Source organism: Flavivirga algicola (assembly GCF_012910715.1).
In the GTDB taxonomy this organism is placed as follows: domain Bacteria; phylum Bacteroidota; class Bacteroidia; order Flavobacteriales; family Flavobacteriaceae; genus Flavivirga; species Flavivirga algicola.
Genome location: NZ_JABBHF010000005.1, coordinates 254,262 through 267,952, shown reverse-complemented (window position 1 = coordinate 267,952; position 13,691 = coordinate 254,262). Strand labels below are relative to the sequence as shown.

Sequence of the window (13,691 nt, the reverse complement as noted above, 5' to 3'; positions counted from 1 at the left end):
GCTTAATTGCATAGTTAGTTGTTAAAATCTATATTATTTTATACAAATACCGGTTTGTTTATTTTAGCCGATTCGTATACTGCTTCCTGTGCTTTTAGTGTTTTTAAATAATTGACGCCACTAGTTTCAAATACGCCTGTAAAAAGAAAACTATCTATGAAATCTCGTTGAAAAATATAGCAGCAGTCTCCTGCAAAACCTATATCATTATGAACATACGAGTGATCTCTTTCTTGTTTTCCTAATTTTTGAATAGTAATTCTCCCATCTGAATATAACCTGATACTACCTTTAGATCCATCAATTAAATATTCACCAAATGTATATCTCGCATTTTTAAAATGACTCTCATTATATCTATTGGCATCCCAAATGGCATGTGCTCCATTTTTAAAGTTTAGAATCATCAATGCCATATCTTCACCTTTAATAACAGGATTTAATCTTTTAAGTATCGAATAGGCACTTTCTATCTCACCAACATGGTAGCGAAATGTATCTATATAATGGACCCCTGTTTCATAAATAATTAATTTCTCATAATCCCTGAAGTAAGGTTGTCTTGACAAATAAGCGTCATTACCCCATCCATCTCCCATTCGGGATCTAAAATTCAAGCTAAATAAGTCTCCAACTTCTCCTTGGTCAATAATCTTTTTTATTTCTCTATGCCAAGGTTGAAATCTGAAATTTTCATGAACTACAAAATGCACACCTTTTTTTGAAGCATAACTCACTATTTCTTCAGATTCTTCCAAAGTTGGAGCAAGCGGTTTTTGGCAAATTATATGTACACCATGATCTGCTGCAAACTTGCACATTTCCAAATGTGTCTCTGGTGGTGTGATAATATCAACAAAATCCGGTTTTTCATTTACAATCATTTCCTTATAATCGGAATAATGATTTTTTACGCCATAAGCACTCATAATGCCCATAGCTCTTTTTTTATCAGAATTGCAAAGTGCTGTTATTTCAACTTCTGGAATGCGAGTCCAAGCTTCATATTGAAACTTACTAAAATAACCTGCGCCTATTGCAACTCCTTTTAATTTAGTCTTCATATTGTATTTCTTTAGCGGGATCCATAAACAACCAACAAACTATAGCAACGACTCCCAAAAAAGCAGCAATAAAAAAGAACGGTTCGTTAGAACCTGTCCAAGCCATTAAATAAGGAAATGCCAATGCCGTTGAAAAGGACCCTAAATTGCCAGCCATGTTCATCATACCAGAAACTTTTCCAGAATTTTCTTTTCCTACATCCATGCAGAATGCCCATGAAGGACTCAAAGTCATGTCTGCTCCAAAAATAGCTACCGATAAACATAATACCGCTCCTAAAGCTGTCTCCATATACAAACTAGAAAGAATACCCACAACGACTAAACAAAAACCTGTAATTGCTGGTACGCGCCTAGATAGTTTCCATTTTCCTTTTTTATAAATGGCATCAACTGTATAACCTGACACCCAATTACCAACAGCTCCCGCAAGTAATGGTAGCATAGCATAAAACCCAGTAGTAACTAGGTTTAAGTTGTACTTTGTTTTGATATATGGAAACAACCAGGTTAACATGAAAAAGAAAATAAAATTGCTGCCTATATATTGAACCATAGCCAAAATGACATTTTTAGACCCTAGAATACGACTTAGGGGTAAAATAATTTTTGACGTATCCTCTTCTTGTTGTCGGTTTTCTACAATATATGCTTTCTCGGCATCTGATATACCATTATGATCCTCTGGCTTATTTCTGAATAAAAAATAAAATAGTATAGCACATATAATTCCTATGGCTCCGAAAAAATAAAAAATGGCTCGCCATCCCCATGCATCAATCAAATAAGCAACTAAAGGCAATGCAAAAGCTGCTCCCAATCTTGATCCTGAAAAATTGATTCCTTGAAAAATTCCACGTTCTTTTAAAGGCACCCATGAAAATGCTGCTCGTGAAATATTAGGAAAGGCTCCTGCTTCTCCTGCTCCAAAAATAAATCGACATATAAGCATCGATATATAATTCCAGGCAACTCCTGTAAACGCTGTAAAAATAGACCATAAAACCATAATGGAAGTCATAACTTTACGCACACCATATTTATCGCCTAATGCACCACCAGGTACTTGAAACAAAGCATAACCCAATGCAAAAGCACTTAAAACCCATCCCATTTCAATATCTGTGAGGTTTAAATCCCCACTAATAGAGTCTTTAGCCGATGAAATACATACACGGTCTATATATAATAATAATGTAATTAAAAAGGAACCTGCGAAGAACCCATATCTTCTGGATGGTATTGCTTGACTCATATTAAGATAGTTTTTGAATTATTGTTAAAAGTGATCTTTCATCACCTACATTACCAGGAAATACGATATATGGTAATTTGGGGAATTTTGTTTCTTCATCCATTTCCCAAACAGGAATACCTGGCTGAATTTGCCCCAGAACTCTCGAGCGCTTCATTCCTAAACCTTTTATAGCCAAATCATGAGATGTGATACCTCCTTTAGCCAATAGGTATTTAGGTCGCACACTCATACCTTTGACCAAGTCAACTAACGCATTAGACACCCTTAATGCTATATTTATATTAGAATTGGCACTTGCCCCTGTTATTAATTTTCTGCTTGTATAAACAATAACATCGTTACCGGTTGCTATATTTTCATCTATTTTAGAAATAATGACTGCTAAATATGCGTCTGCCCCTTCTTTTAATATGGTATCAACATCAACTTCAATAATCTCATTCTCACTATAATGCTTCAAGGCATAATTAAGTTGTTGGGAAGATTTAGACACATAAGATCCTACTATGACCACCCCTCCAGTTTGGGTATTTAAATCAATTATTTTCTCAGGAGTTAACAATGATTTAGGTTCCAACCCAATATAGGAAGGCACAAACGAGCTTGAGGTACGATACACTATTTTTTTACCTAATTTTTCGGCTAACAATAGTGCCTGTACGCCCTTATCTAAATCATGATAATTTAGTGCATTTAAAACGCAAAAGGCACCAGCATGTAAAGACATAATCTGCTCACAAAGCCATTCCTTGTTTTTATTTCTTATAGCTTCAACTGACAATGAAAAAACATCTGAAGCCTTTATTTCTCCGTTTGTTTTTTCCTGAATCCACTCTTTTAAATCTGCTTTAGAATATGCAAAAGTATGATCTTGAGAAAACGGTGTTTCGTTAACAGGTACCAAATAATCACCATCGGTTATATAATGTACATCATTAACTGTAACACGGTTTCCTTCAAACATAACAGGTAGAAAAACAGTAATTATGTTATTATAATTTAAGGCATTTTTCACAACATTAACTTCTGAAAAATGCCCTCTTAATGTAGAATCGCTTCTACTAATAACAGTAAATTCTCTATTTGTAAGCTCTGATGCTCTTAAAATATTCTTTGAAATTTCCTGATAAACCTCTGATGATTTTTCCTGCGATAAACTTCTAGAATTTGTCAGCAAGAAAAAAGCAGGTGTTTCATTTTTAAATTCATGCACCAATGTTTCTAAATCCCATCCTGTTAAAAGCGGTATATCGTATACCGTTTGATTTCCTGTTGGATCATCATCAATAACTACACAGGTTCTATCCAGATCTTTAAAAAGCTTTTTATTTAAACATCTATAATTAGAAGTGTCTTCTAATGGCAATTCTTTTGATATGTCTGATAATAAAATACTCATAAATATTTCTCAATAGCTATAACCCTTGCTGGCGCACCATCACCAGACTCTATTTTTAAGGGTAATGCAATCAATTCAACACAATTAGTTTGTAAGGCATCTATATTGGTGAGTCCTTCTATAATAACAACGCCTTTTAACAATATTTGGTGAATCTTGGTGACTTCATCTAAATTATTCACATCGGCTACAGAAGGTGGCTCTACACCTATCATCTTTACCTTTTTATCAATACACCACAAAGCAAGAGCTTCACTTATTCTAGGCAGCTCGTCTCTATACTTTGGAGTGTTCACATATTTAGACCAGCCCGTCCAAAAAATAAGACCATCCCCTGCTACAAACTTATCTTTAATATCTTGATGAATATGCTCTGGTTTTATGAGTCCTTTAGAGCCTACATGCCGTGCATCTATAACCCAAGCCTTTCCAACAAAGTTTGATACTGGAATTTCATCAATAGTTTGATTGCTTACATTAAAATGAATGGGGGCATCCATATGCGTACCACAATGCGAATAAAACGTAAGGGTGCTTGCATTCCATCCATCTACATCGAGTACTTTACTAGCTTCTTTTGAAAACCCAGCAACATCATTAGTATATGTTAATGTAAGATCAACTATCCCACTCATTATATTTTATAGATTTTTTATTACAGCATCGGCAACATCAGAAGTACTTGCGCTACCTCCCAAATCTTTAGTAAGCACACCTTCTGAAGTACTTTTATCTATAGCTTCCATAATATTGTTAGCAGCGTCTATTTCTCCCAAATGCTCTAGCATAATAGCTGCAGACCATATTTGTCCATAAGGGTTTGCTATGTTTTGACCAGCAATGTCTGGTGCAGATCCATGAATAGGCTCGAACATAGACGGAAAGTCTTTTTCTGGGTTAATATTACCACTACCTCCAAGACCTAAACTTCCCATAACGGCACCGCCTAAATCACTTAAAATATCTCCAAAAAGGTTGGTTGTTAAAACAACATCAAAAACCTCTGGTTTTAAAACAAAGCTTGCTGTAGAATTATCTATATACATCTGGTCATGTTCTACATCTGGATATTGAGCTGCTACTTCAGTTATAACACGATCCCAGTAAGACAAGCTATTAATCAATGTATTTGATTTTGTAATATGAGTCACTTTATTTCTTCTTTTCCTAGCCAATTTAAATGCATAATGAGCAACACGCTCAATACCTTTTCTTGTAAAAATACTGGTGTCTATACCCATTCCATTTTCAGAGTCTGGAAGGTATTGGCTCCCTACTTGAACAAACTCACCTTCTGTATTTTCTCTAACAATTACAAAATCGATGTGTTTTTCCGTTCTCAACGGACGTTGTACACCAGGATAAGTTCTTACTGGCCTGTAATTAACATACTGGTTAAAGTTTGTTCGTACTTTAAACGTATAGTCTTTAGCAGGAAGTGTATCATCAACTTCTGGAAGCCCAACCGATCCAAAGTAAACAGCATCATAGCTTTTTAGTGTCTCTAAACCTTCATCAGGTAAGAACTTTCCATTTTTCAAATAATAACCAGCTCCCCAATCAAATGTTTCTGAAGTAATGCTAAAACCGTGTTTCTCGGCAACCGCTTCTAAAACTCTATACCCTTCTGGTACTATTTCATTTCCTATACCATCTCCTGGTACTACTGCAATCTTGTAATTTTTCACTTTTTAAAATTTTTATTGATCGAATAATAACTCTCTTGATTTTTTAATATGCTCTCTGGCAAATTTTTCTGCCGCATCTTCATCTCCTTCTTCTATAGCATTGATAATTTTAAAATGCTCGTCCAACGTTTCCTCCGGTGGCCGTACCAATCCATGTCCAATGACCTTTTCATGAATATTACCAAAGAAATATATCTTATCTAAAGGGGCATTCCCTGTAAGTTTAATAAGTAATGAATGAAAGGTTTCATCTGCTTCCGTATAAGCATTAAGGTCAATATCATTACTATTTAAAAAAGGGCTAAAACAGTCCTTAAGTTGTTTTATTATGTTTTCCTCCTTTGATTGCGCTAGCAAACGTGCAGCCATGCCTTCAATAGCCTCCCTACATATATAGATATCTATTATTTCTTGTTTATCCCACGAGCGTATATACATACCCCTTCTGGGAATACTCTCTACCAAATATTCATGTTCCAGTGCCAATAAAGCTTTCATTAATGGTGTTCTGCTCACACCTAACTGTTCTGCAATTTTTTCCTGAACTATTTTCTCTCCTGGTTTAAGCTCCCCATTTAGGATCATCTCTTTTAGTCTTAAGTAAATGGGTTCACTAATACTCGTATGCTCTATCATAAAACCGTAATATTGTATTTTGTATACAAAATACAATATTACAACTTTAGCTAAAAAAAACAAATTATATTTTTGAATTATATAGAGCCCATACAAATAGCTTACCGCATGGTTTCAATTAAAAGTGCATTTAATAACTAGGATAAACCTAATCTAAACCAGCCTTAATTATGATATATTGAACATTATCACCACCTAATAAAACGAATAGTACGACATCCAATTTACATATATACAATAGCTTTGTTAATTTTCCATAAAAACAAGTAGGCTTGAAACCAAGTTTCACATCAATTTCAAACACTAAAATTTTATTAAAACATGTCAAGATCTAACCAACTAAATTTCAAGTACATTCTTTCTATTTCTATGATTTCTGCACTTGGCGGGCTTCTTTTCGGCTACGATTGGGTGGTTATTGGAGGGGCCAAACCTTTTTACGAGCGCTTTTTTGAAATTACAGATATTCCAACCCTACAGGGTTGGGCCATGGGAAGTGCATTAATTGGGTGTATTGTTGGCGCAGCCATAGCAGGAAAAGTAACCGAACGTTTTGGACGCAAGAAACCCTTAGGCCTGGCCGCTTTATTATTTGTTGTTTCAGCCGCTGGTACTGGAGGTTTTAATGACTTCAATGTATTTATTGTATTTAGAATTTTAGGAGGTTTAGGTATAGGATTGGCTTCTACAATTTCTCCAATGTACATCGCCGAAGTTTCCCCATCCATTTATAGAGGAAAATTGGTCTCTTTAAATCAATTAGCTATTGTTATAGGCATACTTGCTGCTCAAATTTTTAATTATGTTATTGCAGATCCTGTTCCTGAAAATATGACAGATTTAGAAATTATGAATTCCTGGAACGGCCAAACAGGTTGGAGATGGATGTTTTGGGCAGAATTGATTCCTGCCACTTTATTTTTCGTATTGATTTTTATTATTCCTGAAAGCCCAAGATGGCTTTCCAAGAATAAAAGATGGGATGAATCCCTAAAAGTTTTGAATAATATTGGAGGAGCAATTTATGCAGATGAAGTTCAAGAGCAAATCAAAGAAACTCTAAAAGAAGCCAGTGAAAAGGTTATTAAAATTGGAGAGCTTTTTAATGGCAAGAATAAAAAATTAATCATTACAGGAATTCTTCTCGCTTTTTTACAGCAATGGTGCGGTATCAATGTCGTTTTCAACTATGCGGAAGAAGTCTTTACCAGCGCAGGATATGGTGTTAGTGACGCTTTATTTAATATTATCTTGACGGGTATCGTAAATCTGGTGTTCACCGTTATTGCTATGCAGGTAATAGATCGCTGGGGTAGAAAAAAATTGTGGCTATTTGGCTCCGTAGGCCTAGGATTATCGTACTTGCTTATAGGCATGTTTTATTTTTACGGACTCAAAGGCTTTGCTCTAGTTGTACTTGTCGTCATCGCAATTGCCATCTACGCACTCACTTTGGCTCCTGTATTTTGGGTACTGGCTTCAGAAATATTTCCAAATAGAATTCGAGGAGCCGCCATGTCTCTGACTGTAACAGCCTTATGGATAGCTTGTTTTCTTCTAACCTATAGCTTTCCTATTTTAAACAGTGCATTAGGAGCTTATGGTACATTTTGGTCTTATGGTGTTATTTGCATATTATGCTTCTTGTTCGTAAAATACAAAATACCAGAGACTAAAAATAAAACCCTAGAAGAGATTGAGGAAATTTTCTAACCTTATAATAACAGGCTCATAGAATTTAGTTTCTTTGAAGTTTCAAGCCAGACTTTAAATTTAATCGAAAAGAATTCCCCGATGCTCTGCATTGAGGTTTCCGTTGAAATTGTCATTCCCATGAAATCGTAAGATTCATGAATTCATTATTACAAAAATACAAGACAATGAATAAAATGGGAATCTAAATAACAGAATTTCGATTTTTGCCCCTTAGGTCAAAATCAAACCAACAAAATCCCCCTGTGGCTTGCCCTGAGGATGTTGGTTTCAAGAAATTCTTTATTACAGCTATGTGTACAAGGTCTAAGTTTTTCAAACTCTAAATTAGGTTTTTCACCTATCAGAGTGATTGAATTCCCATGCAAAACAAATACTTGCCTTAGGGTTTATTCACATGCCCAAACAACCTACTTATCCATTAAGTATATTTTATATTTGCATAAATAATATATTATTATAATATTTGTGCAAGTTATTTTATTATAAGCTTTAAACATTATTTAATCAAAATAATAAAACTTTGGAAGTTAAAACACCTCTATATCACAAGGTTTACACTTATCTGTTAGATAAAATCAAAAAAGATTATCAACCAGGCGACTTACTACCTACGCAATCTGAAATAGCAACAGCAACAGAAACCAGTTTGATTACCGTAAAAAGAGCTATTAAAGAATTAGAAACTGATGGATATTTAGAATCCAAGCCCGGAAAAGGTACTATTATTAGACGACCACAGATTATAGACAATCATATTGGCGTATCAAGTTGGACTGATTCTATTACCAGTCAAGGTAGTGTACCAAGTACTAAATGGGTCAAAATAAAGCAAAAAGCCCCTATAGCAACCATTGCCAATTCTCTAGAACTAAAAGCTCGTGAAAAAGCAGTAACTGTAGAACGTTTAAGACTAATTGAAAACAAACCTATTTGTTTAATGACAAACCATATAGCTGCTCGTTTGGCACCAGGCTTAAACAAAGACACCAGTATTGGAGAGTCTCTTTACACCTACTTAAAAGATCAATACAATTTAATAGGCATATTAGCAGAAGAACAAGTATATGCAAGGGAAGCTACCATTTATGAAAAAAAGACACTTCAATTAAAAACACCTATTGTTTTAGTGATTGAACGTTTATCTTTTCTGGCAAACAAAACTCCTTTTGAATTTTCTTCCATTATTGCTGCTGCAGATTCTTATGTATATCGATCCAAACAAATAAATAAAACGGTGGATTCAAAAACCTTAAATGACCTGTTAAAAACAGAAAGTAAATATTAAGCAAATTATTATTCAAAACCTATGAATTTAGAGTTCCCAGACCAACTGGACAAAATTAAAGAAGGCTTAAGAGCTCAAGAAAACGAGTTAAAAGAAGTCGCACGTATTTATGCCGATGCTATTGCATCTGGAGGCATGGTACATGTTTATGCTAATGGCCATTCAAGACAATCTGTAGAAGAAACTGTAATTAGAATGGGAGCACTAACAGGATTCAATCCCATTTTAACAGATGCGATCATTACTTTTAATGATGTCACGGGACCAAATGGTATTCGCGTTGATCAATTCTACGAAAAAGTAGAAGGTATTGGCAAAATATTATTAAAAGAAGTACAATTTGGGCCCAAAGATGTTTTAGTAGTAGTTACAGCTACAGGCACCACTGCTGCCGCAGTAGATATGGCATTAGAATTTAGCAAACAGTATCCAGGCTTGAAAATTGTTGGAATTGCTTCCAAAGTACAGTCTGCAGGTGCAGCTGTAAAGCATAGTTGCGGCAAAAATCTAATTCATATTATAGAAGAGAATCCTAATGGCTATTTTATTGATAATTCTATGCCTTACGGTGATTTATCTGTAAAAATAGAAGGTAAAACGGATACTTATCATGTGTGTCCACTATCAACAGTTGGAGCCATTTCTGTGGCACAATGTTTAAACGAGCTAACTGTTAGAGAATTAGACCATAGAGGCATTAAACACCACGTTTTGCGCAATATGCATATTGCAGATACAACAGACAATTACGATGAATGGTTAGACGACCAAAGAAAACGTTATGCACTGGGAACTTATAACCCAAACAGGGTGATACCAATAACGGAATAAATATGAAAGATAAAGTTTTTATTATAACTGGATCTTCAGGAATTGCTGCCGAAACCATAAAAATGGTTTTAATGCAGGAAGCCAAAGTCTTTTTTATAGGCAGGGAAGCAAACCGCTGTAAAGATCTTCAAGAAAGCTTACAAAAGGCAGGCCTATATGCCGATTATATTGTTGGTGATCTCGTAGATCCGGCTACCGCACCTAAATTAGTGCATACTTGTATTGAAAAATACGGACGTATTGACGGCTTATACAATGTGGCAGGTATTAGTGGGCGGCGATTTGGAGATGGCCCCATTCATGAGTGCACAGAAGAAGGTTGGGAACTAACAATGACAACTAATGTAACGACACAATATCGTATGTGCAGAGAGGTTGTAAAGCAAATGCTAACTCAGAAGTGTGACGAAAATGGGTTACGCGGTTCCATCTTAAATATGTCAAGTATCCTCGGTATCTCACCAGAGCCTAAGTTCTTTAGCACTATTGGATATGCTGCAGCTAAAGGAGCCATTATAAGTATGAGTACATCAATGGCATCAAAATATGCAGTAGATAAAATTCGGGTAAATGTTATCGCACCTGGCCTAGCATTAACCCGAATGAGTGCAAGAGCATCAAAGAATGATGAGATCGTAAATTTTATGAAAACAAAACAACCCCTGATTGAGGGAGTCATGGATGCTACCGACGTTGCAGAAGCTTCCGTTTTTCTATTAAGTAACAAAAGTAAATCCATTACAGGCGAGGTCTTAAAAGTAGATGCAGGATGGAGTATTTCAAGTTAAATAATTAAAAAAATGCATACATATAGTAAAGAGTTACAAGTTGCGAAGAGTTATGATATTATTGTGGTTGGATCTGGTTCTGCTGGATCTCCAGCTGCTATTGCTGCTGCCAGAAAAGGAGCTAAAGTACTTCTTTTAGAACGTTTAGGTTTTTTAGGAGGTACGAGTACCGCAGTATTAGATACATTTTACGGGTATTACACGCCAGGCGAAAGATCTACAAAAGTAGTTGGAGGGATTGCAGATGATGTCGTAAAAGGGTTAGGAGCTTATAAAGCTTATTTAGAACGCCCAAATTCCTTCGGGGCAGGTACAGGTGTTACTTATCATCCAGAATACTTGAAAGTAGTTTGGGAGCAATTAGCAAGGCAAGCTGGTTGTGATATTTTATTAAACGCCTGGGTTCAGGATACTGTCACAGAAGGTACCACAATTAAGGGATTGGTAGTAGCTACTAAAAGTGGTCTACAATACATTACATGCAAACAGGTAATCGACGCTACTGGAGATGCAGATATATGTCACCAAGCTGGGATTCCTTATGAATTAGCAGGTCTAGTAGATCCTGCACAAACACTAACCACTACATTTAAGATGGTAAATGTTGATATGGCAAGACGTAAAACCATATCAAAACCAGAAATTAATGCTTTAATGGAAAAAGCCGCCGCTACAGGAAAATTTAAATTACCACGTAAAGAAGGGAGCGATCATATTACACCTGTAAACCATATGACGGCAACTATCATGACCCGTTTAACGTCTTTTGAAAAAGATTCATTGGGACATGTTATTAATGCAACAGACCCGAAACTGTGGAGTGAGGCCGAAATGAAAGGACGGTTACAAGCCATTGAATACATTCGTTTTTTAAAAGAATATGTTCCAGGTTATGAAAAATCTGAACTATCAACATTTGGAGTGCAAATTGGTGTTCGTGAAACACGTAGAATTGAAGGATACTATAGAATGACTGCAGATGACGTATTAGGAGCTAAACAATTTGAAGACCAAATTGGATTGTGTGGAGCTCCCATGGAGGATCATCATGATGGTGAAGGTGTAAAATGGCAATATATTCCTAATAGCGAGGTTGTTGGAATCCCTTATAGAACTTTAGTTCCGCAAGAAAGCAGTAATCTCTTGGTTGCTGGCCGTTGTTTCTCGGCAAACCATGTGGCTCATAGCAGTGTAAGGTCCATGGCGCAATGTATGGTCATGGGCGAAGCAGCAGGGGTAGCAGCCACCATGTCAATTGAGAATAATTGTGCTCCTATTGATATAGACACCAATGTTTTGAGAAGCACATTAAAAAATCAAGGAGCCATAATAGAAGCTCCTTACAGCAACTAAAAACCCACATATTATGAACGATTATATCATAGCATGCGATGTTGGAGGCACCCGAATAAAAGCAGGTATTATTGATACTAACGGAAATTTATCCCACGCCGAAGAAGTAAGTTCTCAAGCACATCTGGGTACCGATGCGTTATTAGAAACCATAAAAACCCTTATAAAAAAGCGTTTACCTAATTCTCTTGGAGAAGGCCATTGTTTGGGAATAGGCTTAGGATTAACAGGGCCTGTTGATTCTAATTTAGGTGTCGTATTATTGCCAGGTAAATTTAAAGGTTTAGAAAGTTTTCCTATAGTTCCCTTGCTTAGAGAAGAATTTAAGCTTCCCGTGTATGCCGAAAACGATGGTCGTCTAGCCGCCTATGCTGCAAAATATTATGGAAATGCAAAAGATGTAGATTGGGCAGTCGTAATAACATTAGGAACAGGTGTCGGCTCTGGTGTTATTATTAATGGAAATATTCTTGTAGACCCTCATTTTAATTTTGGAATTCAAATTGGCCATTTAGTTATTGACCACTCAAACAAAAACTACTGCCTCACAGGAAATTATGGTACCGCAGAAACATTATGTTCTGCCACGGCCTTAGTAAACCAAGTAAAAACAGCCATTCAAAGAGGTATCCCCTCTGCTCTTTCAGAACTTTATTTTGAAAATCCTTTTAAGATAGGATTTAAAGAAATTATTAATGCTTGTAGAGAAGGAGATGCGTTATGCCTACGCGAATTAGAAATATGGAAGGAACACTTAGCCGTGCTATTGGTTAATGCAACTCATGCTTACGGTCCTCAAAAGATCATACTAAGTGGAGGTGCCTCTTTGGCCTCTGATCTCTTTTTAGAAGACGTACAAAAAAAAGTAAACGAGCGTGTATTTAGATTTCCGAAAAATGAAGGTATCCCTATAGAAATATCAATTATTCAAGAATATGCGGGTGTATATGGCGCCGCAGCTATGTTAAACGCTAAACTTAATGAACAATGAAAGAATGGATTAAATTAACTTCTACAGAAATAAATGCGTTAGACAGAAATATTCCTGTAATCGTTCCTGTAGGTTTAGTAGAAGCACACGGCCCACATTTGGCGGTAAGTGTAGATATAGATACAGCAGAATATTTTAGCAAAAAAGTTGTCGAAAATACCGGAGCGATTTTAGCCCCCTGTATTCCTTATGGTTTTGCAGATGAAATGAGAGAATACCCAGGAACTTTGGGATTAACAGTAGAAACTTTTATGGCTACAATTCAGGACATTTGTAGTTTGTTTTGTAAACAAGGCTTCAAAAAAGTCATATTTATTACTGGACATGGAGCCAATAAAACGGCATGCGAATTGGCTTTCTTCAAGATTTGGGAAAAACATCCAGACTTTAAAGGTATTTGCTGGAATTGGTGGAGTGACTGTGGCATTACAGGAATTCATCATGCTGATAAGGGCGAAACTGAAGTAGCTATTGCTGTAGGCACACCTTCAAAAATGGAATTGGTCAAAGATTTTAAAGTTGAAAAACCTTGGTATAAGATTCGCTCACGTTATGAATTAGACCCAACATCTGGAGGCATCAATGGAAAGCCGTCTGAAACTGACCTAGAGAACGGAAAGTTAATAAGAGATAAAGCGGTTGCAGAATTAACCAAAAAGGTAGAAAGAGCATTTAATTAAGA

At 36.0% G+C, this 13,691-nt stretch carries 13 protein-coding genes; 7 read left to right on the top strand and 6 right to left on the bottom strand.

Annotated elements, in window-relative coordinates; genetic code table 11:
* Positions 1-38: 38 nt before the first annotated feature.
* The 6 genes from HHX25_RS10690 to HHX25_RS10665 are packed head-to-tail and all read right to left on the bottom strand — an operon-like array spanning position 39 to position 6,045.
* Complete coding sequence (locus HHX25_RS10690; protein ID WP_169672989.1) at positions 39-1,064, bottom strand: Gfo/Idh/MocA family protein; 1,026 nt, start codon at positions 1,062-1,064, stop codon at positions 39-41.
* On the bottom strand, positions 1,054-2,319 hold the full coding sequence (locus tag HHX25_RS10685; RefSeq protein WP_169672987.1) for an MFS transporter: 1,266 nt from the start codon (positions 2,317-2,319) through the stop codon (positions 1,054-1,056). The genes HHX25_RS10690 and HHX25_RS10685 overlap by 11 nt, the downstream gene beginning before the upstream one ends.
* Position 2,320: 1 nt before the next feature.
* Positions 2,321-3,721, bottom strand: a complete 1,401-nt coding sequence (locus HHX25_RS10680) for a four-carbon acid sugar kinase family protein (RefSeq protein ID WP_169672985.1) — start codon at positions 3,719-3,721, stop codon at positions 2,321-2,323.
* A complete protein-coding gene (locus HHX25_RS10675; RefSeq protein ID WP_169672983.1) occupies positions 3,718-4,356 on the bottom strand; it encodes a cyclase family protein in 639 nt (212 codons plus the stop codon). Before HHX25_RS10675 ends, HHX25_RS10680 begins: the two co-directional genes overlap by 4 nt.
* A gap of 6 nt (positions 4,357-4,362) precedes the next feature.
* Positions 4,363-5,409, bottom strand: coding sequence for a tartrate dehydrogenase (locus tag HHX25_RS10670; RefSeq protein WP_169672982.1), 1,047 nt, complete (start codon positions 5,407-5,409; stop codon positions 4,363-4,365).
* A gap of 12 nt (positions 5,410-5,421) precedes the next feature.
* Positions 5,422-6,045, bottom strand: coding sequence for a GntR family transcriptional regulator (locus tag HHX25_RS10665; RefSeq protein ID WP_169672980.1), 624 nt, complete (start codon positions 6,043-6,045; stop codon positions 5,422-5,424).
* Between the two features lie 321 nt (positions 6,046-6,366).
* Here HHX25_RS10665 and HHX25_RS10660 point away from each other — a divergent pair, with 321 nt between their 5' ends.
* The 7 genes from HHX25_RS10660 (at position 6,367) to HHX25_RS10630 (ending at position 13,689) form a co-directional block, all read left to right on the top strand.
* The gene (locus HHX25_RS10660; protein WP_169672978.1) at positions 6,367-7,758 is read left to right on the top strand and encodes a sugar porter family MFS transporter; all 1,392 of its coding nucleotides are present in this window, start codon (positions 6,367-6,369) and stop codon (positions 7,756-7,758) included.
* A 523-nt stretch (positions 7,759-8,281) separates the two neighbouring features.
* On the top strand, positions 8,282-9,046 hold the full coding sequence (locus tag HHX25_RS10655) for a GntR family transcriptional regulator (protein ID WP_169672976.1): 765 nt from the start codon (positions 8,282-8,284) through the stop codon (positions 9,044-9,046).
* A 21-nt stretch (positions 9,047-9,067) separates the two neighbouring features.
* Entirely contained in the window at positions 9,068-9,877 is an 810-nt protein-coding gene (locus tag HHX25_RS10650; protein ID WP_169672974.1) for a sugar isomerase domain-containing protein, read from the top strand.
* 2 nt (positions 9,878-9,879) lie between these two features.
* Positions 9,880-10,665, top strand: coding sequence for an SDR family NAD(P)-dependent oxidoreductase (locus tag HHX25_RS10645; RefSeq protein ID WP_169672972.1), 786 nt, complete (start codon positions 9,880-9,882; stop codon positions 10,663-10,665).
* Positions 10,666-10,677: 12 nt separating this feature from the next.
* Entirely contained in the window at positions 10,678-12,018 is a 1,341-nt protein-coding gene (locus tag HHX25_RS10640; RefSeq protein WP_169672970.1) for an FAD-dependent oxidoreductase, read from the top strand.
* A gap of 13 nt (positions 12,019-12,031) precedes the next feature.
* Positions 12,032-13,009, top strand: coding sequence for an ROK family protein (locus tag HHX25_RS10635; RefSeq protein ID WP_169672967.1), 978 nt, complete (start codon positions 12,032-12,034; stop codon positions 13,007-13,009).
* Positions 13,006-13,689, top strand: coding sequence for a creatininase family protein (locus tag HHX25_RS10630; protein WP_169672965.1), 684 nt, complete (start codon positions 13,006-13,008; stop codon positions 13,687-13,689). Before HHX25_RS10635 ends, HHX25_RS10630 begins: the two co-directional genes overlap by 4 nt.
* Positions 13,690-13,691 lie beyond the last annotated feature (2 nt).